Source organism: Mycobacterium sp. 29Ha, assembly GCF_032883055.1.
Taxonomy (GTDB): Bacteria; Actinomycetota; Actinomycetes; order Mycobacteriales; family Mycobacteriaceae; genus Mycobacterium; species Mycobacterium gallinarum.
In genome coordinates, this window is record NZ_JAMQTI010000005.1 from 239909 (window position 1) to 264357 (window position 24449).

Sequence of the window (24449 nt, forward strand, 5' to 3'; positions counted from 1 at the left end):
GGCTACTCGGAATGGTTGAAATCGATCGACGTGATCGGTAAGGGCCGAGTGGCGACATCTTCGGGACATAGATGAGGCAGAACAGGTTGAGTGAACTGCGGTTGATGGCGGTACACGCACACCCGGACGACGAGTCCAGCAAGGGTGCGGCCGCCACGGCACGGTACGCGGACGAGGGCGTGCGCGTCATGGTGGTGACGCTGACCGGGGGCGAGCGCGGCGACATCCTCAACCCGGCCATGGACCTGCCCGAGGTGCACGGCCGGATGACCGAGATCCGGCGCGACGAGATGGCCAAGGCCGCCGAGATCCTGGGCGTCGAGCACCACTGGCTCGGTTTCGTCGACTCGGGCCTGCCGGAGGGCGACCCGCCGCCACCGCTGCCCGACGGTTGCTTCGCCCTGGTGCCCCTCGAGGAGCCCACCGAGTCGCTGGTGCGCGTCATCCGCAAGTTCCGGCCCCACGTGATGACGACGTATGACGAGAACGGCGGCTATCCGCATCCCGATCACATCCGGTGCCACCAGGTGTCGATCGCCGCATATGAGGCCGCGGGCGATCATATGCTGTTCCCCGATGCGGGGGAGCCCTGGAACGTGCTGAAGCTGTACTACAACCACGGCTTCCTGCGGAAGCGTATGCAGCTGATTCAGGACGAGTTCGCCAAGCACGGTGAGGTGGGCCCCTTCGAGAAATGGCTCAAGCACTGGGAAGCCGATCACGACATCTTCGAGAAGCGGGTGACCACCAGGGTCGAGTGCGCGAAGTACTTCGCCCAGCGAGACGACGCGCTTCGAGCGCACGCCACCCAGATCGACCCCAACGGCGACTTCTTCCGCGCGCCGATCGAATGGCAGCAACGGCTTTGGCCGACAGAGGAATTCGAGCTGGCACGGTCACGCGTCCCGGTGTCTGTGCCCGAGACGGACTTGTTCGCAGGGATCGAGATCGACGAATGAACGACATCGCGCTGACCATCGTCACCCTGCTGGCTCAGGATCCCCCCCGCCAGACCGGTCCGGATTTCGGTAAGGCGAGCCCGTTCGGCCTCCTGGTCCTCGTGCTGTTGTTGATCGGCACGTTCCTGCTGGTGTGGTCCATGAACCGTCATCTGCGTAAGCTGCCGAAGTCCTTCGACGAGCCCGACGAACAGGCTGGCGGGGGCTCCGACGACCCTGCCGACGACGGCGAGAGCAAGCGTGAGTCCGGCTGAGTACGCCGGCCGAAACACCTTGGGCGGGGCCACCAGTCCCTACCTGCGCCAGCACGCCGACAACCCGGTGCACTGGCTGCAGTGGTCACCGCAGGCGCTAGAAGAGGCGGCGGCACGGGACGTGCCGATCCTGCTGTCGGTCGGATACGCGGCCTGCCACTGGTGTCATGTGATGGCCCACGAGTCGTTCGAGGACGAGCAGGTCGCGGCCGCGATGAACGAGGGGTTCGTCTGCATCAAGGTCGATCGCGAGGAACGGCCCGACATCGACGCGGTGTACATGAACGCCACTGTCGCGCTGACCGGTCAGGGCGGCTGGCCCATGACCTGTTTCCTGACGCCGGATGGCCGCCCGTTCTTCTGCGGTACGTATTACCCCAAGGCCAACTTCCTGCAGCTGCTCGCCGCCGTCTCCGATACGTGGCGAACCCGCCGTGCCGACGTCGAGGAGACCTCCGACCACATCAGCGGCGAGTTGCGGTCGATGGTGTCGGATCTACCCCGGGGCGGACCGCCGATTCAGCCGTCGCTGTGTGATCACGCCGTCGCCGAAGTGCTTCAGCACGAGGATCCCGTCAACGCCGGTTTCATCACCAATCAGTCTGGGGCGCCCAAGTTTCCGCCGTCAGCGATGCTGGAGGCGCTGCTGCGCAACCACGAACGCACCAATGACCTGATGCCCCTCGAGGCGGTCGAGCGGACCTGTACGGCGATGGCGCGCGGCGGCATTTACGACCAGCTGGCAGGTGGGTTCGCGCGCTACAGCGTCGACGCCGCGTGGGTGGTGCCGCACTTCGAGAAGATGCTCTACGACAACGCCCTGCTCCTGCGGGCATACGCGCACTGGGCTCGCCGCACCTCAGACCCGCTGGCGCGCAGAGTGGCCGGTGAAACGGCGCGGTTCCTCATCGACGACCTCGGCGCCGACGGCATGTTCACCTCGTCGCTGGATGCCGACTCCGACGGACACGAGGGCTTGACGTACGTGTGGACGCCGGCCCAACTGGCCGAATTGTTGGGGCCGGATGACGGCTCTTGGGCCGCAGAGGTTTTCGGTGTCACCGAAGTCGGCACCTTTGAACACGGCAGCTCGGTGCTGCAATTACCGGGTGACCCCGACGATGCCGATCGGTTCGATCGGGTTCGCACGGCGCTGCTGGCCGCCAGGTCGACGCGCCCCCAACCCGGCCGCGACGACAAGGTCGTCACCGGATGGAACGGACTGGCGATCACCGCGCTCGCCGAGGCGTCGGTGGCGCTCGATGAACCCGAATTCCTCATCGCCGCAACGCAATGTGCGAGAGCGATCGTCGGCCTGCACATCGTGGACGGCCGACTGCGCCGGGCCAGCCTCGGCGGCCGTGTCGGCGACAGCGCCGCCATTCTGGAGGACCACGCCGCGCTGGCGACCGGCCTGCTGACGCTGTATCAGCTGACCGGCGAGACGTCGTGGCTGAGTTCGGCGATGCTGTTGATCGACATCGCGCTGCAGCATTTCGCCGATTCAGAGACCGCTGGGCGCTGGTACGACACGGCGGATGACGCTGAGACCCTGATGGTTCGGCCCGCCGATCCGCTGGACGGTGCGACGCCGTCCGGTGCGTCGCTGATCGCCGAGTCGTTGCAGTTGGCGGCTCATCTGGCTCCCGCGCACCGCGCTGACGTCTACGCCTCGGCGGCCGCGTCGACGCTGACGGGTGCGGCGCCCATCCTGGCGCGTCTGCCACGCTCTGGCGGCCACTGGCTGGCCGTCGCCGAAGCTGCTGTGCGCGGGCCCATTCAGATCGCCGTCGCCTGCGATCCCGTCGGCTCGGACCTCCTGGCCGCCGCACGCACGCTGGCCCCCGGGGGCGCGGTCGTCGTCGGCGGTGAAGTGAACTCCTCGGAACTGCTGGCCGACCGTGACCGGGTGGCCGGGGCCGACGCCGCGTATGTATGCCGTGGCAGGACCTGTGACCTGCCGGTCACCTCCGCCGGGGATCTCGCCGTCGCGCTCGGTGTGTCCGTGTAGCCTTCGGCGCATGCCATCGCCTGAGGACAACGCCGCGACCGTCAACCGCTACCTCGAATACGCCGCGGCGGGAAAGGTCGATGACATCGTCGGGCTCTACGCTGACGATGCCACCGTCGAGGATCCCGTCGGCAGCGAGGTGCACATCGGGAGCCAGGCGATCCGGGGCTTCTATTCGGCCATTCCCCAGGGCGACAACGGGACCGAGGTTCTCACCCTGCGCGCCCTCGGCAACGAGGTGGCGTTCCACTGGGTGCTGACCATCAGCATGGGCGACGCCAAGATGAGCATCGACATCATCAGCGTCATGACGTTCAACTCCGATGGCAAGATCGCGTCGATGAAGGCCTACTGGACCCCGGAGAACATGACCCAGGGCTGAGCGATTTCGGTGTTCTGAGTCGCGCTGAGCGCGACCAGCTACACCGAAATCGCCGCTAAAAGACGGCGAACCACATCGCGATGTAATGGCAGATCGCGGCGACCGCCGTGCACGCATGGAAGAACTCGTGGTGGCCGAACGTCGTCGGCCACGGGTTCGGCCACTTGAGGCCGTAGAGCACGCCGCCGATGCTGTAGAGCGCGCCACCGACGATCAGCAGCACCAGCGCGGCGACGCCCGCGCCGTGCATGATCGGCCCGACGAACCACGCCGCGACCCAGCCCAACAACAGGTACAGCGGCACCCCGACCCAGCGCGGTGCCGACGGCCAGAACATCTTGAGCAGTACCCCGGCGAGGGCCCCGGCCCAGACGATCGCCAACAGGACCATGCCGTCGGACTCCGGCAGTGCCAGCACCGCGAACGGCGTGTAGCTGCCGGCGATGAAGATGAAGATCATCGAGTGATCGAGGCGCTTCATCCATTTCCGGGCCGTCGCCGACTTCCAGTCGACCCGGTGGTACGCACCGCTCACAGCGAACATCGCGACGATCGTCAGTGTGTAGACAAGGGTGGAGAGGCCTGCGCGCGTGGACACCACTGACCACGACACCGACACCAACGCCGCGCCGGCGATGAACGCGACGACCGCGGCGTAGACGTGGATCCAACCGCGCAACCGCGGTTTGTGGAAGAAGTTGGCGACACCATCGACGACCGCTTCGGGCAAATCCTCCGCGTAGACGCGCACCGGTGGCTGCTGAGCCTCGTCGGCATCTACCTGCACCATGTTCACCTCCGCTTATGCCTTGGGGGATTCGACTGCCACAGTAGTCTGATTCGGTGGCCATCATTCCTTCGCGACTCAAGGAACCGATGTACCGCCTGTACGAGTTGCGGTTGCGCCAAGGCCTGGCTTCCTCGAAATCCGAGCTCCCACGCCACATCGCGGTGCTGTGTGACGGGAACCGCCGGTGGGCTCGTGACGCTGGTCACGACGACGTCAGTTACGGGTACCGGATGGGCGCCCACAAAATCGCCGAGATGCTGCGCTGGTGCCAGGAAGCGGGCGTCGAGATGGCCACGGTGTACCTGCTGTCCACCGAGAACCTGCAGCGCGAACCCGCTGAATTGGCGACGCTGATCGGAATCATCACCGACGTCGTCGAAGAGATCTGTGCGCCCGCCAACCGGTGGAGCGTGCGCACAGTCGGGGACCTGGAACTGATCGGCGAGGAGCCGGCCAAGCGGTTGCGCGACGCCGTGGAGTCGACGCGATCGCAAGCCGGCGCCGGGTCCTTCCATGTCAATGTCGCCGTCGGCTACGGGGGCCGCCAGGAGATCGTCGACGCGGTGCGGCAGCTGCTCGCCAAGGAGCTTGCGAACGGGCGTACCGGCGAACAGCTGATCGAGGCCGTGACCGCGGAAAACATCTCGGAGAACCTGTACACGTCGGGGCAGCCGGATCCCGATCTGGTGATCCGCACCTCGGGGGAGCAGCGACTGTCAGGTTTTCTGCTGTGGCAGAGCGCCTACTCGGAGATGTGGTTCACCGAGGCCTACTGGCCCGAGTTCCGGCGGGTGGACTTCCTGCGGGCGCTCCGCGACTACACCGCGCGTCATCGCCGCTACGGCATCTAGAACCATCTGGTCTTCGCGCAAGCGCTCATGCCTGCGACACTGGGACCTATGGCTGCGCTGTCGGCGCTCGTCTTCTCACTCAGCTGGTGGCTGGGGCTGTATCTGCTGGCCCGTGATCCTCGTAAGCCCGTCCTGGTATTGGCCGCTGTCGGCCTGACGAGCTTCGCGACGGTCGTCGCGCTGGACGCCGTTCGTACCCAAAGTGGCTCGACCGTGCTGAGCAGCGTCGAGGTCTACCTCGTCACCGTGCCGGGCATCGCCTGGTTCGCCGTACTTCTCGAACTGTCGCGGCCCCGCGACACGTGGCGAAGCAGGGCGACCGAACTCGTGGCGGTGACCGCGGTCGCGGTGGGCGCCTTCATGGGTGCGGCGATGGCGGGCAATGTCGACGGCCCGGTGCGTCTCGGTCACTGGGTGATGTTCGGCGTCATCTCGCTGTCCTCGCTCGGCGCGATGCTGCGCGCGGTGTTCGGATCGTGGCAACCGAGGCCGGTGGTGCCCTACATCATCGTCGCAACGTTGTTCTTCGCACTCGGCAACGCGATCATCGTCATCCCGCTCGGGTTGGTCCCGAGCTGGTTGGCGTTGGCGTCGACGGGATTCGACGTCGTGCTGCTCGGTGTGGCCGTCGCGATGTGGGACGCCTTCGATGAGGGGCAGGCTCTGCGCGCCGACATGTTGCGGTCCTTCGTCGCAACGGGCGTCGTCGTGGTGCTGTTCGGAGGGCAGGCGCTGATCGGCCTGTCGGTCACCGGCTCGCAGACCGCGTTGACGGTGATGCTGTTCACCAGCCTGGCCATCGCGATCTCGATCAACGTGCTGGCCGATCCGCTGGCCGGCGTGCTGGACCGGCTGGCGTTTTTCCGCTCACCCGGGTTGCGTGCCGACCGTGCCGCCCTGCGCAGCACCGGTGCGGCGCTGCCGTTGCGAAAGGCCGGCCCGCTCGACCACATCGACGACGACACCTTCGTCCGTCTCACCCGCCGAGCCCTCGGCCATTACGGCGACCTGTCCAAGCTGGTCGCCAGCCCGCTCACCGCGCTGCCGGTTATCGACGAGCGGCTCGCCGCGCGCGGCGCCCCCGACCAGCCGCTGGAGCGGGCCAACGAGCTCAAGGCTCTGCTCGCCGATCGCATCGCCCGCCTCAAGCCGCGCGACGGCGGCGAGTTCGGCACGACCGAAGAATGGCGCTACTACAACTCGCTGTACTTCCCCTACGTCGTCGGTGTGCGGGCCTACGCGCAGAACGCGACCGCCGCAGGGCTCGATCCCGTCGCGCGTCAGGCCTGGCAGTGGTTCGTCACCGAGGTGCCCCAACGGTCGCTGCACAACTGGCAGAACTCGGCAGCCCGCGTGATCGCCGCCGATCTGCGCGGAAACCTGGTGGCCGCACAAGACCTCTGACCTGCGGCTGGCAGTAGCTGGCAGCGGCTGGCGTCGATCTGGCAGTGACATCTGCGCAGCATCGAAGCCATGACCGCCATCACCACCCGCCCAGTCCGGGAAGCTCGATCCGATCTCGCCGCCGGGGAGGCTCCGGAAGGCTCGCTCTTGCGGTTCGCCCTCCGCGCCGACGCGACCCTGTGCGCCGGCCTCGGTCTGCTGATCGCCATGGCCGCCGATCCGCTGTCGCGGCTGTCGGGCCTGTCGCCCACTTCTGAGTGGATCGCCGGTGCGGCGCTCGTCGGTTACGGCGCCACGCTGTACCTGCTCGCCGGTCTGCCCGACGTCCGTCGCGTCGGTACCGGTGTGTTGGCCGGAAACATCGCCTTCGCGATCCTGGTGACCGTCGCGCTTGTGGGGGACTGGCTGCCGCTGAGCGAGTTCGGTGTCGTCGCGACCATCGCCTTCACCGTCGTCACGTTGGGCTTCGCCTACGTGCAGTACCTCGGGGTGCGCCGATTGGCGTGACCCCCACATGACTGGTCCGGAGCCGCCGCCGTAAGAGGTTGCGTCGTCGGCTCCGGAACGGTCCACCACCCACCCCGAGAAAGGAAATCGCATGACCGCCACCACCACTCCCAAACTGCGGGCCTCCAACGACTCGTTTCTGCGCTTCGCGCTACGACTCGACGCGACCTGTAGTGTCGTCATGGGTATCGTCGGCATCGCCCTTGCCGGCTGGATCGCCGAGATGTCGGGCACGACAACCGCCTTCGAGTATGGGGTTGGCGCCTTCTTCATCGCTTTCGCGACCGGAGTCTTCGCTTTCGCCGCCCGGCCTTCGGTGAAACTGACCGGCATCGTGATCGCCGCCGGAAACGTGCTCTACACAGTCCTGACCGTGGTGTTCGTCCTCGTCGACGTGTTCCCGCTGACGACCTTCGGCGTGGTGGCGACGCTGGCCACCGGCGTCTACACCCTCGTCATGGCCGAGCTGCAGTACCAGGGTGTGCGCCGCATCAAGAAGTAGCGGCTCGAGTGGCCACTTATGGCACGGTTTCTCGCGAAATACGTGGCATGAGTGGCCATTCGGCGTTCAGAGTTTTCGTAGGCGCAGCCGGTTGATCGCGTGATCGGCATCCTTGCGCAGCACCAGCGTGGCCCGCGGTCGGGTCGGCAGAATGTTCTCGATCAGGTTGGGCCGGTTGATCGAATGCCAGATGTCGCGAGCGGCGAACTCGGCCTGATCGTCGGTCAGGGTCGAGTAGTGGTGGAAGTGTGACGCCGGGTCGGCGAACGCGCCGGCCCGCATCGACAGGAACCGCGAGATGTACCACTGCTCGATGTCCTCGATGCGGGCGTCGACGTAGACCGAGAAGTCGAACAGGTCCGAAACCATAAGGGCCGGACCGGTTTGCAGCACGTTGAGACCCTCGAGGATGAGGATGTCCGGATGCCGGATCATCTGCTTCTCGCCGGGCACGATGTCGTAGAGCAGGTGCGAATACACCGGCGCGCAGGTCGCGTCGGAGCCCGACTTCACCGTCGTGACGAACCGCATCAGCGCCCTGCGGTCGTAGCTCTCCGGAAAGCCCTTGCGATGCATCAGGTTTCGGCGGGCCAACTCGTCGTTCGGATACAGGAAGCCGTCGGTGGTGACCAGGTCGACGCGGGGGTGGTGCTCCCAGCGCGCCAACAGCGCCTGCAGCACACGCGCGGTGGTGGACTTACCGACGGCGACGCTGCCCGCCACGCCGATGATGAACGGCACCGGGCGGTCCGGATTCTGCTGCGGCTCGCCGAGGAACTGCGCAGTCGTCGCAAACAGCGCCTGGCGGGCAGCGACCTGGAGGTGAATCAGCCGGGCCAGCGGTAGATAGACCTCTTCGACCTCGAGCAGGTCGAGCTTCTCGCCGAGACCACGGAGTCGCTGCAGCTCGTCCTCGGTCAACTTCAGCGGGGTCGACATACGCAACGCACGCCACTCAGTCCGGTCGAACTCCACGTAGGGGCTCGGCTCGCTCAGCCGCGGCATACGCCCAGTCTTGCAGTTAGCGTTGAGCACATGAACTCGGGCTTGTCGAATAGCACCTTGATCCGTGAATATCTGATGCTCGGACTGCGCTTCGACCGGGTCGAGGATGGCTACGTCGACTCCTTCACCGGCGATCCCGAACTGCGCCGCATCGTCGCCAACGAACCGCCTCCGGAGCCCGCCGATCTCACCCACCAGGCCGAACGGCTGCTGGCCGAACTGGATGCGGGCACCGACCTGGAGCAGAGCCGCGCCGAGTTCATCGCCGCCCACCTGCGGGCCCTGGCCTGCGCCGGCCGCAAGTTCTCGGGCCAGAACGTCGGTTTCGTCGACGAGGTCGACGCATATTTCGACGTGCGCATCGCCAAGGGCGACCCCGAGCAGTACCGGCAGGCGCACGCCAAGCTCGATGAGGCGCTGGGCGGCACCGGGCCGCTCGCCGAGCGGATGACCGCCTACCGGGCCGGTGAGGAGGTGCCGCCCGACCGCCTGGAGGAGTGCATCCATGCGTTCTCCAGCGCACTTCGCGACAGGGTGCGCGCCGAATATCCGCTGCCGGACGCCGAGACCATCACCTACGAAGTGGTCACCGACAAGCCCTGGTCGGGCTTCAACTACTACCTGGGCAACTACACCTCGACGGTGGCCGTGAACGCCGACCTCAAGCAGCAGATGTCCAACCTGCCGCGACTGGTGGCGCACGAGTCCTATCCCGGCCACCACACCGAGCACTGCCGCAAAGAATTCGGGTTAGTGGCCGGACGAAATCAGGCTGAGCAGACGATCTTCCTCGTCAACACTCCGCAATGCCTGATGGCCGAGGGGCTGGCCGACCTGGCGCTGTACGCCGCAATCGGCCCGAACTGGGGGTCCTGGGCCGCCGAGATCTACGCCGATCTGAGTCTGAGTTTCGACGGCGATCGTGCGCAGGCTGTCTCCGAGGCGGCGGCGACGCTGGCCGACGTGCGCCAGGATGCCGCGCTGATGCTGCACGACGAACATCGTGACGTCGACGACGTCGTCGAATTCCTCAAGCACTGGCTGCTGGTCAACGACGAGCGGGCCCGCCAGATGCTGCGGTTTCTGTCGTCGCCGCTGTGGCGGGCCTACACCAGCACCTACGTCGAGGGCTATCGGCTGCTGCGGGCATGGCTGGAGGCGCGACCTGCGGACGTTTCGCTGACCCAGCGGTTCGGCCGGCTACTCGACGAGCCACTGATCCCGTCGACGCTGCGGACCGCCTGAAATCTCGCCCGACTAGGCTGAACTGCATGACTGCAGAGTCCAATGGTCTGGGAGCCGAGTACGCCGACACCGCCAGCGAGGCCTACCGCGCCGCCCTGCGGGTGATCGAGTCCGTCGAGCCTCGAATCGCCGACGCCACCCGCAAAGAGCTTGCCGATCAACGGGATTCGCTCAAGTTGATCGCCAGCGAGAACTACGCCTCGCCCGCGGTGCTGCTGACGATGGGCACCTGGTTCTCCGACAAGTACGCCGAAGGCACCATCGGTCACCGGTTCTACGCCGCCTGCCAGAACGTCGACACCGTGGAGGCGCTGGCCGCCGAGCACGCACGCGAACTGTTCGGCGCGCCGTATGCCTACGCCCAACCGCACTCGGGCATCGACGCCAACCTGGTGGCCTACTGGGCGATCCTGGCCACCCGGGTCGAGGCCCCGGGTCTGGCCGAATTCGGCGCCAAGCACGTCAACGACCTGTCCGAAGCCGACTGGGAGACCCTGCGCAGCAAGCTCGGCAACCAGCGGCTGCTGGGCATGTCGCTGGACACCGGCGGCCACCTAACCCACGGCTTCCGGCCCAACATCTCCGGCAAGATGTTCCACCAGCGCCAGTACGGCACCAACCCAGAGACGGGTTTTATCGACTACGACGCCGTCGCCGCTCTCGCCCGCGAGTTCAAGCCGCTGGTACTCGTCGCCGGCTACTCCGCCTATCCGCGGCGGGTCAACTTCGCCAAGATGCGCGAGATCGCCGACGAGGTCGGTGCGACGCTGATGGTCGACATGGCGCACTTCGCCGGCCTGGTTGCGGGCAAGGTGTTCACCGGCGACGAGGATCCGATCCCGCACGCCCACATCACCACCACGACCACCCACAAGTCGTTGCGCGGGCCGCGCGGCGGACTGATCCTGGCCACCGAGGAGTACGCACCCGCAGTCGACAAGGGCTGCCCGATGGTGCTCGGCGGACCGCTTTCGCATGTGATGGCCGCCAAGGCCGTTGCGCTGGCCGAGGCCCGCCGGCCGGCGTTCCAGACGTATGCGCAGTCCATCGCCGACAACGCGCAGGCCCTGGCCGACGGATTCACCAAACGCGACGCGGCGCTGGTCACCGGCGGCACCGACAACCACCTCGTGCTGCTCGATGTGACGTCCTTCGGGCTGACCGGACGGCAGGCCGAGTCGGCGCTGCTGGACTCCGGGATCGTGACCAATCGCAATGCGATTCCCGCTGACCCGAATGGCGCCTGGTACACCAGCGGCGTCCGGCTGGGCACACCCGCGCTGACCACCAGGGGATTCGGCGCCGACGACTTCGATCGCGTCGCGGAGCTGATCGTCGAGGTGCTGTCCAACACGGAGGCTGAGGGCACTTCGAAGGCCAAGTACAAGCTGGCCGACGGCACCGCGGACCGTGTGCACGCCGCGGCCGGCGAACTGCTCGCGGCGAACCCGCTGTATCCGGGGCTCACGCTGTAAGACACGCCCCGCGCGATTTTTGGAAACCTGTGAATTCGGGTTACAGTTACTTTCATGGCACAGAGACCTGTCGCTAATGCGCTGATCCTCGAACTCGAGCCGGTCGTGCAGCGGGAGCTGCGTCGTCATATCGACTCGGAAGACCTGTGGTACGCCCACGACTACGTCCCGTTCGAGCAGGGCGAGAACTTCGCCTTCCTCGGCGGAAAAGACTGGGATCCGTCCCAGGTGACGCTGCCCAAGGTAGTCACCGATGCGCTGGAGATCCTGCTGATCAACAAGGACAATCTCGCCGGCTATCACCGCGAGCTCGTCTTCAGCTTCATCCTCGAACACAAGTTCGGCCGCTGGCTGGGCCGGTGGACCGCCGAGGAGCACCTTCACGCGATCGCGCTGCGCAACTATCTGGTCGTCACCCGTGAGATCGATCCGGCCGCCAACGAGGATGTCCGCGTCGAGCACGTGATGAAGGGCTATCGCGCCGACACCTACAGCCAGATCGAGCGCCTGGCGTTCATGGCCTTCTTCGAGCGCGAGCACGCCGTCTTCTGCCGCAACCTCGAAGCGCAGATCACGCAGCTCTCCCTGCCGACGCTCGCGGCACTCGTCGGCCGCATCGCCAAAGACGAAGAACGGCACGAGGAGTTCTTCGCCAACCTCGTCGCGCACCTGCTGACGACCAATCGCGACGAGACCATCGATGCCATCGCCAAGCGCGCCGCCGAGCTCGACGTCGTGGGTGGTGACATCGACGCCTACGCCGACAAGGTGCAGCACATGGCCGAGGCCGGCATCTTCGGGCCCGAGCAACTGCGCCAGGTCATCGCCGATCGCATCACCGCGTGGGGTGTGGCCGACGAGCCCGCGCTCCAGCAGTTCACACAGCGCTAACTCGTAGCCACGGCGCGCCTGCGCGGCGCATATGGCGGCACGGGAGTAGCGTCGTTTTCGATGGCTAGCGACATGCTCTGCTATCCGGGCGGTACCGATCGTTTGATCACGAGAGGACCGGCCCCGGTCCTAGTACCGCAGCGTCCGCCGAACGGATCGCGTGGGGCCGCGCGGGCTCGAGGAGCGCTACGTGACTGATTCGCCCTTGCGGACCTATGTTCTCGACACCTCTGTTCTGCTTTCCGATCCGTGGGCTTGCACCCGGTTCGCCGAGCATGACGTCGTGGTCCCGCTCGTGGTCATCAGCGAACTGGAAGCCAAGCGGCATCATCATGAGCTTGGCTGGTTCGCGCGGCAGGCACTGCGGATGTTCGACGATCTGCGACTCGAACACGGCCGGCTGGATCAGCCGATACCCGTTGGGACGCAAGGTGGAACACTGCATGTCGAGCTCAACCACAGCGATCCGACGGTGTTGCCTGCGGGATTCCGCAACGACAGCAACGATGCGCGCATCCTGACCGTCGCGGCCAACCTCGCCGCGGAGGGCAAACTGGTCACACTCGTCAGCAAGGACATCCCACTGCGGGTGAAGGCGGGCGCGGTCGGCTTGACTGCCGACGAGTACCACGCGCAGGACGTCGTCACGTCGGGCTGGACCGGGATGGACGAGGTCGACGTCACACCCGACGAGATCGACACGCTCTTCGCCGATGGTGAAATCGACCTCGAATCGGCACGGAACATGCCGTGCCACACCGGAATCCGGCTCCTCGGTGGCAGCTCGTCCGCGCTGGGACGGGTGAACGCCGAAAAGCGAGTGCAGTTGGTTCGTGGCGACCGCGAAGTGTTCGGCCTACGCGGAAGGTCGGCCGAGCAACGCGTGGCACTGGATCTCCTGCTCGACGAATCGGTGGGCATCGTGTCCCTGGGCGGCAAGGCGGGTACCGGTAAGTCCGCGCTCGCGTTGTGCGCAGGCCTCGAGGCAGTGCTCGAGCGCCGGACCCAACGAAAGGTTGTGGTGTTCCGGCCGTTGTACGCGGTCGGCGGACAGGATCTCGGTTACCTACCCGGCAGCGAGAGCGAGAAGATGGGCCCCTGGGCGCAGGCGGTCTTCGACACGCTCGAGGGCCTGGCCAGCCCTGCGGTGCTGGAGGAGGTGCTGTCGCGCGGCATGCTCGAAGTGCTTCCGCTGACACACATTCGCGGTCGGTCCCTGCACGACTCGTTCGTCATCGTCGACGAGGCGCAGTCGTTGGAACGCAACGTGCTGCTGACGGTGCTGTCGCGGTTGGGTGCGGGATCTCGGGTGGTGCTCACCCACGACGTCGCCCAGCGCGACAATCTGCGCGTGGGCCGTCACGACGGTGTGGCCGCGGTGATCGAAAAGCTAAAGGGTCACCCGCTATTCGCCCACATCACCCTGCTTCGCAGCGAGCGTTCGCCGATCGCGGCTCTCGTCACCGAGATGCTCGAGGAAATCAGCCCGGGCGCCCTGCCCTGATCGACGAGGCGCGGCGCCGGCCCGGGCGCCGCGTGGCCGGCGACATTGAACCCCGGACCAGGAACCAGCCCGCGGCCGCCGCAGCGCTCAATGCCACGATTCGGTCAGCCCGGTCCGCCCTCGGCAGATCGAGCAGCGACGCCAACCCCAGCACCGCGAAACCTGTCCGCAGCGCTGGTGCACTGGTCGCCGTTGTCACCAGAGCGATGCTCTCGGAGACCACGGGAGTCGGGATCGAGGCAGCTTGGTCGACGCTCACCTAGTCCTCCTGGGGAAGCCTGTTCGGTCCGGGCGACTTGACGCTAATTCGTAGGACGGCGCTGGGGAATAGGGTGTTTCCCTATCGTCGAGTCGCTCTAGACCCGACCTATGTGGCGGCCCAGCTCCGCACGCGACCGGATGCCGAGCTTGCGGTAGATCCGGGCCAGGTTCGCCTCGACGGTCTTGGGACTGATGAACAGCGCATTGGCGACGTCACGGTTCTTCATGCCCGACGCGGCAAGCTCGGCGACACGCTGCTCAGACGGGGTCAATTGGCCGGATCCCTGCGGGCCGACGTTGGCCCGCGCCAGCTCGGCGCGCGCGCGGTCGGCCCAGAGCGGCACGTTGTGCCGCTCGAAGACCTCGAGCGCCAGCCGCAGGCTTCTCGACGCCGCCTCCTTCTTGCGCATTCGACGTTCGAGCTGGCCGAGCAGCAGCAGGGTCCGCGCCCGCTCGAACGGCATGTCCACCCGCTGGTGTTCGGTCATCGCCTGCTGCGCCGCGACGTGAGCGCCGTGGAGGTCACCCGTCGCCGCGAGCGTCATGGCGCGGCCACGCGCGCCGACGGCCGACATCCAGGCCCGGTCGAAGGCACGGCCGTTGCGTTCCAGTGCGTCGACGAGCGGCGCGGCTTCGGCGAGCCTGCCCAACTGCACCAGGGACTCGATGGCATCGGGCAGGAATGCTGCGCCGGGCAGTTCGGTCGGCGTGGACGCGGGATCGAAGCCCGACAGCAGTGGAGCGACCGCGGCGAGCGCCTCCGGGTAGTTGCCCAGCGATACCTCGAGGAAAGCGAGGGTAGCAAGCAGCCGCGCCCCGAGCCGGAAAGTTCCTGTCTGCCTGCTGATCTCGAGCCCTGCCGCAATAGTGCGACGCGCCTCGGCCTCCTGTCCGGCGAACACGGCCAAGGGTGCGCGCATGCTGTGAGCCAGAAACAGTGGCGTGCCGCCGCTGAGCTGACGGGCGCGTTCCATGGCATCTTCGGCCACCAGGTTGGCGTTGATGAAGTCGCCCGCCCATACCGAGCTCATCACGACGTGCTGGGCGATGAAGACGTATTCGCCGTCCTCGCCCTTCTCCATGCAGCGCAGCCGAATCGCTTCGAGTTCCTGCCGCGCTGCCGCCAGTTCACCGGTCCACTCCAGCAGTAGTGCGTGCTGCATTCTGGGGCGGAACACCAGCGGTGTGAAGGTGTCCTCGTCCTCGAGTTCGAGCGCGCGTTGCAGGCTTGCGCCATCTAAACCTTCGCCGGCGACGAAGTCCAACATGACCCGCATGCCCAGCGCCAGGCTGAGCAGGTGCAGCTGGGCGAGTCGCTCGGCATCTTCGACTGCCTGCCGTGCGACGTCCTTACCCTCGCGAACCTGGTTGGCGTGCATGAGCGAATAGGCCAGCGTGATCAGCACCTGCACGCGCAGCGGACTGTTGTCATCCGCGTCGTCGAGTGCCTGCTGCAGCACAGTTGTCGCCTCGAAAAAGCCCTCGGTGTAGAGGCTCACAACGGCCAAGCGACACAGCGCCTCTGCCCGCAGATCTCCGGGCGGCAGCCGGTCCACGGTCTCCTCGAGAATCGTCGTCGCCCGCTCATGGTCGCCTGCGTCAAAGTGGTTCAGCGCCGAGCGGAGCCGGCGTTCTGGCGCGTCACCACCAAGGCCGATGGCCAGGTCCACGAGTTCGGCCGCGGCCTCGGGTGCCCCACGCGCCCGCGCCGAGTCGGCAGCCTCGTCGAGCGCGCGCAGCGTCAGATCGTCGCCTCTGGTGGCGGCCAGCGCGAGATGCCTTGCGCGCAGCTCGGTCTCGTCGACGAGCTCGGCAAGCCTACGGTGCATCGCTCGGCGGGTTGCGGGGCGCGCCTCGGTGTAGACGCCCCTGGCCAGCAGCGGGTGCGTGAAATGGATCCGGTTGCCGTCGATGGAGATGATGCCTTTGCCCTCGGCGATCTCGAGCAGGTCGACAAGCTGGTCGCCGTCGCCGATCGTCGCCATCGCCACCATCTCGACCGTGGGCGCGGCCATACACGACGCCGCGAGCAAGGCTTCGTGCACATCGGGGTCGAGGCCGCCGAGGCGGCTGCGGACGACATCGTTGAGCGTTCGCGGTAACGATGCCATCGTGGTGTTGATCGTCCCGTCGTCCAGCGCCCTGGCCAATTCGATGGCATAGAAGGGATTTCCGCCGGACACCTGATGAATACGCCCCATCGCGGGCCGTGAGAAGGGCCGCTGCAGGCGCGAGGAAATCACGGTGTGCAGTTCGTGAACATTCAACGGATTCAGGCGAATACGGGTGAGGGCTTCGGGGCGCGGCAACTGCAGCCATGCCGCGCTTGCGCCGTCGTGGACCTCGGTGCGCACGCTGCCGAGTATTCCGACCGGCCCGGTCAGACGTCGCGCGGCGAATGCGATCACGTGCACGCTGGACGGGTCGAGCCACTGCAGATCGTCGAAGGCCAACAGCACCGGGCCGGTTTCGGCGTGGCGCTCGATGACGGCGAGAAACGCGGCCGCGACGGCGCGCTGGTCGGTCACCTCACCCGTGCCCGCCCGCAACAGCACCTGGTCCACCGCGAGCAGCTGAGGTGCGGGCAGGTCGGCCAACGTGTGGGCGTCGACGTCGTCGAGCATGTCCGCCAGGGCGGTGTACGCAAGAACCGATTCAGCGGCCGCGGCGCGCGTGGACAGCACCCGGAACCCTCGGGCCGTTGCCTCCTCGATGGCGGCCAACCACAGCGTGGTCTTGCCGATCCCCGGCTCGCCTTCGATCAGCAGCGCCGATGGCCCGACGGTCGTCGAGGTCAAGAACGCCTTGACCGAACGATCCTCCATCGGGCGGCCTCGTAGACCAGCCTCCGGCATCCACAGTTCCCGGCACGTAGACAACTGACACAACCCCTGCACCGCACAACTCCCCGGATGGGACCGGGGTCACGCGGTGGCAGTGTGCGTGTACCCGCTACACGGCGGCTCTAAGCAACTGCTCAGCGCAATTGGATGCTCTTCGCGCGAGCGCTCAGCGGGTGCCGTCCTTGACCTTCGCCATCGCCAGCACGTCGAGACGCTTGTCGAGTTCCTCGAGGGACAGCTTGTCGCCGATCAGCCCGCGGTCGATCACGGTCTGACGGATGGTCTTCTTCTCCTTGAGCGCCTGCTTGGCGACCGCCGCGGCCTCCTCGTAGCCGATCGCGGAGTTCAGCGGCGTCACGATCGACGGCGAGGACTCGGCCAGCTCGCGCAGGCGCTCTTCGTTGGCGACCAGGCCGTCGATGCAGCGCTGAGCGAACAGCTTGGACGAGTTGGTGAGGATCTTGAACGATTCGAGCAGGTTGCGCGCCATCATCGGGATGTAGACGTTGAGCTCAAAAGCACCCGAGGCGCCTCCAAAAGCGATCGCGGCATCGTTCCCGATGACCTGCGCGGCGACCTGGGTGATCGCCTCCGGAATCACCGGATTGACCTTGCCCGGCATGATCGAACTGCCGGGTTGCAGGTCGGGGAGCTGGATCTCGCCGAGGCCGGTCAGCGGGCCCGAGCCCATCCACCGGATGTCATTGGCGATCTTGGTCAGCGACACCGCGATGGTGCGTAGCGCTCCGGACGCCTCGACCAGCCCGTCGCGGGCCGCCTGGGCCTCGAAATGGTTTGCGCAGACGCGCAGTTCGGCCAGGCCGGTCAGCTCCGTGAGCACGGCGACGACGCGCTCGTCGAAATCATCGGGGGCATTGAGGCCCGTGCCCACCGCGGTCCCGCCGATGGCCAGTTCACCCAGCCGCGGCAACGTGGACTTCACCCGTTCGATGGAGGCTTCCACCTGGCGGGCGTAGCCGCTGAACTCCTGGCCCAGCGTGACCGGGACGGCGTCCATCAGGTGGGTACGGCCGGATTTGACGACCGTGCGCCAGTGGTGGGCCTTGGAGTCGAGCGACTCGTGTAGGACCTCGAGCGCCGGGATCAGGTGGCGTACCGCGGCTTCGGTGGCCGCGATGTGCGTCGCGGTGGGAAACGTGTCGTTGGACGACTGCGACATGTTGACGTCGTCATTGGGATGCACCTTCACGCCGTTGCGCTCGGCGACGCTTGCGATGACCTCGTTGGTGTTCATGTTCGAGCTTGTGCCCGAACCGGTTTGGAACACGTCGATGGGGAACTGGTCGTCGTGCAGACCGTCGGCGATCTCGCCGGCGGCGGCGATGATCGCGTCGGCCTTGTCGGGCGCCAGCAGACCGAGATCCTTGTTGACCTGTGCGCAAGCGCCTTTCAGCAGGCCCAGTGCACGGATCTGGGTGCGCTCGAGCCCACGGCCGGAGATCGGGAAGTTCTCCACCGCACGCTGGGTCTGTGCCCGCCAGAGCGCGTTGATCGGCACCCGGACCTCGCCCATGGTGTCGTGCTCGATGCGGTATTCGGTGCTTTCCGCAGCGCTGTCGGGCATTTGTGCTCCCTGTTCTTAGGTGTGTTTGTGGTTACGGCAGCGGGTAGAACGCGTTGCTGTCGCCGGTGAAATCAATCGCGGAGTATTCGTTGAGTTTGGAGAGGCGGTGGTAGGCCTCGATCATGCGCACCGTGCCGGACTTGCTGCGCATCACGATGGACTGGGTGGTGCAGCCTCCGCCGGAGTAGCGCACCCCCTGCAGCAGGTCCCCGTCGGTGACACCGGTGGCGCAGAAGAACACGTTCTCGCCGGAGACCAGGTCCTCGGTCGTGAGCACCCGGTCGACATCGTGGCCGGCGTCGACGGCCTTCTGACGCTCTTTGTCGTCGGTGGGTGCCAGCACTGCCTGGATGGCGCCGCCCATACAGCGGATGGCGGCCGCGGCGATGATGCCCTCGGGAGTGCCACCGATGCCGGCCAGCATGTCGGTCCCCGAGTTGGGGCGGCACGCGGAGATGGCGCCCGCCACATCTCCGTCGGAGATCAATCGGATCCGGGCGCCCGACTCTCGGACGTCGGCGATGAGTTGTTCGTGACGCGGCCGGTCCAGGATGCACACGGTGACGTCGCGCACCGACATCCCCTTCACCTTCGCAACGGCGCGGACGTTCTCGCCGATGGGCGCCGTGATGTCGATCGCATTCACCGCGTCGGGGCCGACGGCGATCTTGTTCATGTAGAAGACCGCCGACGGATCGAACATGGCACCGCGCTCGGCGACCGCGAGCACCGAGATGGCGTTGGGCATGCCCTTGCTCATCAGGGTGGTGCCGTCGACCGGGTCGACCGCGAAGTCGCACTCCGGCCCGTCACCGTTGCCGACCTCTTCGCCGTTGTAGAGCATGGGCGCGTTGTCCTTCTCGCCCTCGCCGATCACGACGACGCCGCGCATCGATACAGAGTTGACCAGCTCACGCATTGCGTCGACGGCGGCCCCGTCGCCGCCCTCCTTGTCACCGCGGCCTACCCATCGTCCTGCCGCCATGGCACCGGCTTCGGTGACTCTCACGAGTTCAAGGGCGAGGTTACGGTCGGGTGCTTCACCGCGCGCGGGCGTCATGGGCAGATTGTCCCATTAGCCGCCCGCCAGTTGGGACCTGGGATACTGGCTACCATGACCACCCAGCCGGCTCCGGCTCCGAAGCCAGCGAAGTCGCGGCTACTGCAGGACGGCCGGGATATGTTCTGGTCGATCGCGCCGCTGATACTGGCCTGCGTCGTGCTGGCCGGGGTGCTGGGAATGTGCTCGTTTCAGGCCAGCGGACCCGCCGAGGGTCCCGTGCCAACCTACGACGCACCTGGTGCGCTTGAAGCCGACGCGGACGCCCTCAAGATCCCGATCAGGGTGCCGCAGCTGCCCCTGGGTTGGCAGCCGAACTCCGGCAGCAGGAACGGCATCGACGGGGGTCGCATCGACCCGACGTCGGGGGACAGCCTGCGCGCGGTCAGCTCGACCGTCGGCTATCTGGCGCCGAGCGGTATGTACGTGAGCCTGACGCAGAGCAACGCCGACGAAGACAAGCTCGTCGCTTCGATGCGACCCGACATGCGCCCGACGGGCGCCGAGGACGTCGACGGCGTGTCGTGGGTGGTTTACGAGGGCGGAGATCGGGAGGGGCGACCCGCCGAGCCGCTGTGGACGACGCGGCTGAACGGTCCGACGGGTCCGGTGCAGATTGCGCTGACCGGCGCCGCTACCCCCGACGAGTTTCGTACGCTGGCTGCGGCGACGCAGACCGCGTCGCCGTTGCCTGCCAAATAGCCGACTGCCAAGTAGGAGACGCCATGACCGCGCCCGATCCCGATGTCGCCGGCCAGGCGGCTCCGGAAGCAGACCTCACCGGCTGGACCGTTTCGCCGTTCGCCGCTGCCGGCTTCACCCACGACGTGTATCGCAGGGGTGAGGGCCCCGGCGTGGTGCTGATCCCGGAAATGCCCGGCGCCCATCCCGGCGTGTTCGCCCTGGGAAATCATCTGGTGGACAACGGGTTCACGGTGGCCATACCGTCGCTGTTCGGCACTCCCGGGGCGCCGGCCATGCGTCCCGGCGCGGTCCCGGTCATGTTGCGTGGTTGTGTGGCAAAGGAATTCGCGGGCTTTGCGACCAATGCCGACCGTCCGGTCGCGCACTACTTGCGTGCGCTGGCCCGCGATCTCAATGAGAACACACCGGGCAAGGGCGTCGGTGTGATCGGGCAGTGCTTCACCGGTGGCTTCGCGCTGGCGGCTGCGGTCGACGACAGCGTGCTCGCGCCCGTTCTCAGCCAGCCATCGCTGCCGCTTCCGCTGACGCCGAAACAGCGGCGCGACCCGGGCCTGTCCGAAGCCGAGCTGAAGATCGTCGAACGACGCGCGGCCAACGAGGGACTGTGCGCGCTGGGATTGCGCTTCAGCGAGGACCCGTTGGTGCCTGCCGAACGATTCAAGACTCTCAAAGATCGGCTCGGCGATGCGTTCGAGGTCATCGAGATCAACTCGAAGAAGGGCAACGAGCACGGCTTCGGCAAGATGGCGCACTCCGTGCTGACCCTGGAGCGCCGCGAGCAGGAAGGCCACCCCACCGACGACGTGATGAAGCGCGTCATCGAGTTCTTCAATCAGCGCTTGACGTAGCCGCGGGCGACTTTTCGTCCTTCTCGGGTTCGTCCTCGCTCTGGGGCTCTTCCTTGGCTTGTTCGCGCTTCTGTTTGATGCGGCGGCCCAACCGCCACAACGGGTTTCGCTTCTTGGGTTGGGTGTCCTTCTCGTCGGGCTGATCCATCGGCACGCCCTTGTATACGGCCAGATACACGCTGATCGTGGTGACGATGACGATCATCAGCACCGGCCCGATCACGATGCCCCACGCGCCGAACATCGCGATGCCGGCGAACACCGCCAGCAGCATCAATGCCGAGTCCAGGCGGGCAGCGCGGGGAACCAGTATGGGGCGCAGGAAGTTGTCGATGTTCGTCACCACGATGAGGTGGAACAGGATCACGAATATGCCGCCGTAGACATTGCCGAACAGGATCATTCCGACACCGAACGGGATGGTGATGATGCCGCTTCCGAGCGGAATGACCGACAGCGCCGACAGTAGAACGGCGAGCAGGAAGAAGCCCTGGTGGAACCCGGCGATGTAGATCGACGCCGCGCCTGCGACACCCTGGCAGACGGCGATGACGAACTGGCCCATGACGGTGCCCTTGACCATCGCGCCCATCTTCGACATGTACAGGTCGGTGATCTCCTCGCCCAGCGGATTCAGTCGCCGGATGAGCAGCAGCACCTTGTCCCGGTTGGTCAGCAGCGACAGGAACACGTACAGGAACAGGATCGCCGCAGTGATAGCGCCGAACGCACCGCCGGCCGCGCCCTGGAGTAGGTCGAGTAACCACTTGCCGACTTCCTGTGCAACGGTCGTCATCGAATCCTGCAGTGACTCAGGGGTGATCGTGTAGTCGACAAACGGCACGCGGTGTAGCAGTTCGTTGGCCAATGCCAACGACCGGTCGCCGAGGGCCGACAGGTCGGTGCGCTCGACCCAGACGGCGACCCGCTCGACCATGGTGGTGATCTGGATGACCGCAAGGAACACGAACAGGCTCAACGGCACGATCACCGCCGCGAATGCGGCCAGCAGCGTCAGCGTCGCCGACAATCCCGCACCGAGTTTCTTGTTGAGCCGCGTGTAGAGCGGCTGGAACAGGTAGGCCGCCACCGCGGCGACCACGATCAGAATGAAATACCCACGCAGGAAGTACGCGCCGAAGGCGATCGCGACGACGGTCGCGACGGCAAGCGCACGCTTCTGAGTCAGCGTGAATTCGGTGTTCACGCGCTATTTCTACAGAACTTTCGCTCGGGCCTCGACCTGTTTGGCGCGTTGACCCTCGATGAACCGCATCGACATGCGATTCATCAGTGTGGGTGCGAGCCTGGCGAACAGCCATTGAACGCGCGCGATCCGGGGCTTCACCAGGATCGCCTTGTTCTTCTCGACCGCGCGCAGGGTGTCCTGCGCCAACCGGTCGGCGTCGTACGGCTTGCCGCCCTGACTTTGCAAGAAGTAGTCACGGCCGACGAACCCGCCGATGGCGCCCTTGTCGAGGATCGGCGTCTCGACGGCGGCCGGGCACACCACGAGCACGCCGACGCCGCGTGGGACTGCTTCGGAGCGCAACGCCATCGACAACCCGACGACGGCATGTTTGGTCGTCACGTAACTGGTGATCTGACCGGCCGCGGCAAGGCCTGCCATCGACGCGGTGTTGACGATGTGGCCGTGGCCCTGGCGCAGCATCAGCGGGTAGGCCGCCGCAACGCCATGGACGACGCCGCGCAGGTTGATGTCGATGATCGCGTTCCACTGGTCCAGCGTCAGCAGCTCGGTGTCGCCGCCCCAACAGATTCCCGCGTTGTTGAACATCAGGTCGAGTCGGCCGGAGCGGTCGAGCACGTCGTCGACGACGGCCTGCACCGCCGCCGCGTCGGTGACGTCGAGTCGCGCGGCCCGTGCGTTGTCGCCGAGCGGCGCGGCGGTCCGCTCGGCGGCCTCACCGTCTATGTCGGTGCAGACCACATGCGCGCCCGCTTGAACCAGCGCGCGGCACAACGCTGCGCCGATCCCCGATCCGGCGCCCGTGACGATGGCCTGTTTACCGGCGAAGCTCATAGCTGTCTGTTCTTCGCGCAAGCACTCATCACCGCGCCTCCGCCAGTTTCATCACATGTCCCAGTACGTCCGGGTACTTCTTCAGGTGTGCGCCGCCGTTGAGATCGAGCACTTCACCGGTGAGCCACGAGTTCTGCGGCGAGCACAGGAACACCACCGCGTTCGCGATGTCCTCCGGCCTACCCGCACGCCCGAGCGCGGTGTTCTCGGTGTAGTCCTCGACCAGGCCGGGGATGAGCGACGAGCCCGCCGTCAGCGGCGTGTCGACGAAACCGGGCGCCACCGCGTTGACCCTGATGCCGCGCGGCCCCCACTCCAGCGCCGCGACCTGGGTCAGCATCGACAGCCCGGCCTTGGCCGAGCAGTAGGCGCTCATCCCGACGGCCGGTTGGCGTCCGTTCAAGGAGCTGATCGAGACCAGCGATCCGCCTTCGCGCAGCTTCAGTCCCGCGTACTTGGCGACGATGAACGACCCGTTGAGGCAGACGTCGACAACGCCGCGAAACTCGTCGACGGAAAGATCGGTGATCAGGCCGAGGCTGCCGAACCCCGCACAGTTCACGACGACGTCGACCGGCCCGGTCTCGTCGAACAGGCGTTCCACCGAGGCCTCGTCAGTCACGTTCACCTGTGCAGCGGTGTGGTGCTCGCCCAGTTCCCCGGCCCGCTCGCGCGCCCCGTCCGCATTGAGGTCGGCGATCGTGACGCGGCAGCCGTCGACCGCCAGGGCCTGCGCCGTCGCCCAGCCGATGCCGGACGCACCTCCGATCACGACTGCCACTCGCCCGTTGCTCATACGGTTGCCCTTTCGACGCAGTGGAACGTGTTCTAACTTAGCGCTTTGACACACTCGACTAATGAGCGATCTGAATATGTCGCAGACGGTCCACGTGGCGGCCTCACCCGAGGACCTCTACGAGATGGTGTCCGATGTGACGCGGATGGGCGAGTGGAGTCCCGTCTGCCGGGAATGCTGGTGGGACGAGGGCGCAGGCCCGCGCGAAGGCGCATGGTTCACGGGCCGCAACGAAATCCCCGGGCGTACGTGGGAGACCCGCAGTCAGGTCGTGGCCGCCGAGCCCGGCCGCAGGTTCGCGTGGGAGGTCAATAACGGCTGGGTGTACTGGTGCTTCACCTTCGCGCCCCACGGAGCGGGCTCGCTGCTCACTGAGGAATGGATCTTCCTGCCCGCAGGTATAGCGGGTTTCCGCGAGCGGTTTGGCGAGCAGGCCGACGCCGAGATCGAGAAGCGGCGCGCGGCGGCGGAGAGCGGGATACCTGCCACGCTCGCCGCAATCAAGAAGGCCGCTGAAAAGGGCTAGA

At 66.4% G+C, this 24449-nt stretch carries 24 protein-coding genes; 15 read left to right on the forward strand and 9 right to left on the reverse strand.

Features of this window, described 5'->3' with window-relative positions; genetic code table 11:
• Positions 1-86 precede the first annotated feature (86 nt).
• Genes mca through M1248_RS09020 form a run of 4 tightly spaced genes read left to right on the forward strand, consistent with a single transcriptional unit; the run spans position 87 to position 3606 of the window.
• A complete protein-coding gene (gene mca, locus M1248_RS09005; RefSeq protein WP_317148123.1) occupies positions 87-959 on the forward strand; it encodes a mycothiol conjugate amidase Mca in 873 nt (290 codons plus the stop codon).
• On the forward strand, positions 956-1213 hold the full coding sequence (locus M1248_RS09010; RefSeq protein ID WP_317148124.1) for a hypothetical protein: 258 nt from the start codon (positions 956-958) through the stop codon (positions 1211-1213). Before mca ends, M1248_RS09010 begins: the two co-directional genes overlap by 4 nt.
• On the forward strand, positions 1200-3224 hold the full coding sequence (locus M1248_RS09015) for a thioredoxin domain-containing protein (RefSeq protein ID WP_317148125.1): 2025 nt from the start codon (positions 1200-1202) through the stop codon (positions 3222-3224). Before M1248_RS09010 ends, M1248_RS09015 begins: the two co-directional genes overlap by 14 nt.
• A 10-nt stretch (positions 3225-3234) precedes the next feature.
• Positions 3235-3606, forward strand: coding sequence for a nuclear transport factor 2 family protein (locus M1248_RS09020; protein ID WP_163730404.1), 372 nt, complete (start codon positions 3235-3237; stop codon positions 3604-3606).
• 55 nt (positions 3607-3661) lie between these two features.
• Here M1248_RS09020 and trhA read toward each other — a convergent pair whose 3' ends face one another.
• Positions 3662-4396: a PAQR family membrane homeostasis protein TrhA gene (gene trhA, locus M1248_RS09025; RefSeq protein WP_163730403.1), complete on the reverse strand. Its 735-nt coding sequence runs from the start codon at positions 4394-4396 to the stop codon at positions 3662-3664.
• A gap of 53 nt (positions 4397-4449) precedes the next feature.
• Between trhA and M1248_RS09030 the strand changes: the two genes are divergently transcribed.
• The 4 genes from M1248_RS09030 to M1248_RS09045 all read left to right on the forward strand — a co-directional run bounded on the left by M1248_RS09030 (position 4450) and on the right by M1248_RS09045 (position 7660).
• Positions 4450-5247 (forward strand): (2Z,6E)-farnesyl diphosphate synthase, encoded by a 798-nt coding sequence (locus M1248_RS09030; protein WP_163730402.1) that lies wholly within the window; start codon positions 4450-4452, stop codon positions 5245-5247.
• 48 nt (positions 5248-5295) lie between these two features.
• The gene (locus M1248_RS09035) at positions 5296-6651 is read left to right on the forward strand and encodes a hypothetical protein (RefSeq protein WP_163730401.1); all 1356 of its coding nucleotides are present in this window, start codon (positions 5296-5298) and stop codon (positions 6649-6651) included.
• Positions 6652-6720: 69 nt separating this feature from the next.
• Positions 6721-7158, forward strand: a complete 438-nt coding sequence (locus tag M1248_RS09040) for a hypothetical protein (protein WP_317148126.1) — start codon at positions 6721-6723, stop codon at positions 7156-7158.
• Between the two features lie 91 nt (positions 7159-7249).
• Positions 7250-7660 (forward strand): hypothetical protein, encoded by a 411-nt coding sequence (locus M1248_RS09045; RefSeq protein WP_163730399.1) that lies wholly within the window; start codon positions 7250-7252, stop codon positions 7658-7660.
• A gap of 66 nt (positions 7661-7726) precedes the next feature.
• On the opposite strand, the gene coaA is transcribed toward M1248_RS09045, so the two are convergent.
• A complete protein-coding gene (gene coaA, locus M1248_RS09050; RefSeq protein WP_163730398.1) occupies positions 7727-8665 on the reverse strand; it encodes a type I pantothenate kinase in 939 nt (312 codons plus the stop codon).
• Positions 8666-8695: 30 nt separating this feature from the next.
• Between coaA and M1248_RS09055 the strand changes: the two genes are divergently transcribed.
• From M1248_RS09055 to M1248_RS09070, 4 genes are all read left to right on the forward strand, one after another.
• The gene (locus tag M1248_RS09055) at positions 8696-9910 is read left to right on the forward strand and encodes a DUF885 domain-containing protein (RefSeq protein ID WP_317148127.1); all 1215 of its coding nucleotides are present in this window, start codon (positions 8696-8698) and stop codon (positions 9908-9910) included.
• A 26-nt stretch (positions 9911-9936) separates the two neighbouring features.
• Entirely contained in the window at positions 9937-11385 is a 1449-nt protein-coding gene (locus tag M1248_RS09060; protein WP_317148128.1) for a glycine hydroxymethyltransferase, read from the forward strand.
• A gap of 54 nt (positions 11386-11439) precedes the next feature.
• Complete coding sequence (locus M1248_RS09065) at positions 11440-12276, forward strand: acyl-ACP desaturase (RefSeq protein ID WP_317148129.1); 837 nt, start codon at positions 11440-11442, stop codon at positions 12274-12276.
• A 190-nt stretch (positions 12277-12466) separates the two neighbouring features.
• Entirely contained in the window at positions 12467-13780 is a 1314-nt protein-coding gene (locus M1248_RS09070) for a PhoH family protein (RefSeq protein WP_083126816.1), read from the forward strand.
• Here M1248_RS09070 and M1248_RS09075 read toward each other — a convergent pair.
• The 4 genes from M1248_RS09075 to glpX all read right to left on the reverse strand — a co-directional run bounded on the left by M1248_RS09075 (position 13758) and on the right by glpX (position 19529).
• Positions 13758-14039, reverse strand: a complete 282-nt coding sequence (locus M1248_RS09075; protein ID WP_410506643.1) for a hypothetical protein — start codon at positions 14037-14039, stop codon at positions 13758-13760. The genes M1248_RS09070 and M1248_RS09075 overlap by 23 nt on opposite strands.
• 97 nt (positions 14040-14136) lie before the next feature.
• A complete protein-coding gene (locus M1248_RS09080; RefSeq protein WP_410506644.1) occupies positions 14137-16896 on the reverse strand; it encodes a helix-turn-helix transcriptional regulator in 2760 nt (919 codons plus the stop codon).
• Between the two features lie 154 nt (positions 16897-17050).
• Positions 17051-18469, reverse strand: a complete 1419-nt coding sequence (locus tag M1248_RS09085) for a class II fumarate hydratase (RefSeq protein WP_317148131.1) — start codon at positions 18467-18469, stop codon at positions 17051-17053.
• 31 nt (positions 18470-18500) lie between these two features.
• The gene (gene glpX, locus M1248_RS09090) at positions 18501-19529 is read right to left on the reverse strand and encodes a class II fructose-bisphosphatase (protein ID WP_317148132.1); all 1029 of its coding nucleotides are present in this window, start codon (positions 19527-19529) and stop codon (positions 18501-18503) included.
• A 54-nt stretch (positions 19530-19583) separates the two neighbouring features.
• On the opposite strand from glpX, the gene M1248_RS09095 reads away from it, so the two are divergent.
• Both M1248_RS09095 and M1248_RS09100 read left to right on the forward strand, forming a co-directional pair.
• A complete protein-coding gene (locus M1248_RS09095) occupies positions 19584-20231 on the forward strand; it encodes a DUF4245 domain-containing protein (RefSeq protein ID WP_317148133.1) in 648 nt (215 codons plus the stop codon).
• A gap of 23 nt (positions 20232-20254) precedes the next feature.
• Positions 20255-21082, forward strand: coding sequence for a dienelactone hydrolase family protein (locus M1248_RS09100; protein WP_317148134.1), 828 nt, complete (start codon positions 20255-20257; stop codon positions 21080-21082).
• Here M1248_RS09100 and M1248_RS09105 read toward each other — a convergent pair.
• From M1248_RS09105 to M1248_RS09115, 3 genes are read right to left on the reverse strand one after another with little or no spacing between them, the layout of a single operon-like run.
• Positions 21063-22289 (reverse strand): AI-2E family transporter, encoded by a 1227-nt coding sequence (locus M1248_RS09105; RefSeq protein ID WP_317148135.1) that lies wholly within the window; start codon positions 22287-22289, stop codon positions 21063-21065. The two genes, M1248_RS09100 and M1248_RS09105, sit on opposite strands and share 20 nt — an antisense overlap.
• 9 nt (positions 22290-22298) lie before the next feature.
• Positions 22299-23126: an SDR family oxidoreductase gene (locus tag M1248_RS09110; RefSeq protein WP_317148136.1), complete on the reverse strand. Its 828-nt coding sequence runs from the start codon at positions 23124-23126 to the stop codon at positions 22299-22301.
• Between the two features lie 28 nt (positions 23127-23154).
• The gene (locus M1248_RS09115; RefSeq protein WP_317148137.1) at positions 23155-23922 is read right to left on the reverse strand and encodes an SDR family NAD(P)-dependent oxidoreductase; all 768 of its coding nucleotides are present in this window, start codon (positions 23920-23922) and stop codon (positions 23155-23157) included.
• A 61-nt stretch (positions 23923-23983) separates the two neighbouring features.
• Here M1248_RS09115 and M1248_RS09120 point away from each other — a divergent pair, with 61 nt between their 5' ends.
• Positions 23984-24448, forward strand: a complete 465-nt coding sequence (locus M1248_RS09120; RefSeq protein WP_317148138.1) for an SRPBCC family protein — start codon at positions 23984-23986, stop codon at positions 24446-24448.
• Position 24449: the final 1 nt, after the last annotated feature.

Bases quoted from the DNA above. Each gene is read 5' to 3' on its own strand.
- M1248_RS09010 (WP_317148124.1), top strand. From the start codon at position 956: ATGAACGACATCGCGCTGACCATCGTCACCCTGCTGGCTCAGGATCCC.
- M1248_RS09020 (WP_163730404.1), top strand. From the start codon at position 3,235: ATGCCATCGCCTGAGGACAACGCCGCGACCGTCAACCGCTACCTCGAA.
- trhA (WP_163730403.1), bottom strand. From the start codon at position 4,396: ATGGTGCAGGTAGATGCCGACGAGGCTCAGCAGCCACCGGTGCGCGTC.
- M1248_RS09035 (WP_163730401.1), top strand. From the start codon at position 5,296: ATGGCTGCGCTGTCGGCGCTCGTCTTCTCACTCAGCTGGTGGCTGGGG.
- M1248_RS09040 (WP_317148126.1), top strand. From the start codon at position 6,721: ATGACCGCCATCACCACCCGCCCAGTCCGGGAAGCTCGATCCGATCTC.
- M1248_RS09045 (WP_163730399.1), top strand. From the start codon at position 7,250: ATGACCGCCACCACCACTCCCAAACTGCGGGCCTCCAACGACTCGTTT.
- coaA (WP_163730398.1), bottom strand. From the start codon at position 8,665: ATGCCGCGGCTGAGCGAGCCGAGCCCCTACGTGGAGTTCGACCGGACT.
- M1248_RS09055 (WP_317148127.1), top strand. From the start codon at position 8,696: ATGAACTCGGGCTTGTCGAATAGCACCTTGATCCGTGAATATCTGATG.
- M1248_RS09060 (WP_317148128.1), top strand. From the start codon at position 9,937: ATGACTGCAGAGTCCAATGGTCTGGGAGCCGAGTACGCCGACACCGCC.
- M1248_RS09065 (WP_317148129.1), top strand. From the start codon at position 11,440: ATGGCACAGAGACCTGTCGCTAATGCGCTGATCCTCGAACTCGAGCCG.
- M1248_RS09080 (WP_410506644.1), bottom strand. From the start codon at position 16,896: ATGCCGGAGGCTGGTCTACGAGGCCGCCCGATGGAGGATCGTTCGGTC.
- M1248_RS09085 (WP_317148131.1), bottom strand. From the start codon at position 18,469: ATGCCCGACAGCGCTGCGGAAAGCACCGAATACCGCATCGAGCACGAC.
- glpX (WP_317148132.1), bottom strand. From the start codon at position 19,529: ATGACGCCCGCGCGCGGTGAAGCACCCGACCGTAACCTCGCCCTTGAA.
- M1248_RS09095 (WP_317148133.1), top strand. From the start codon at position 19,584: ATGACCACCCAGCCGGCTCCGGCTCCGAAGCCAGCGAAGTCGCGGCTA.
- M1248_RS09100 (WP_317148134.1), top strand. From the start codon at position 20,255: ATGACCGCGCCCGATCCCGATGTCGCCGGCCAGGCGGCTCCGGAAGCA.
- M1248_RS09110 (WP_317148136.1), bottom strand. From the start codon at position 23,126: ATGAGCTTCGCCGGTAAACAGGCCATCGTCACGGGCGCCGGATCGGGG.
- M1248_RS09115 (WP_317148137.1), bottom strand. From the start codon at position 23,922: ATGAGCAACGGGCGAGTGGCAGTCGTGATCGGAGGTGCGTCCGGCATC.
- M1248_RS09120 (WP_317148138.1), top strand. From the start codon at position 23,984: ATGAGCGATCTGAATATGTCGCAGACGGTCCACGTGGCGGCCTCACCC.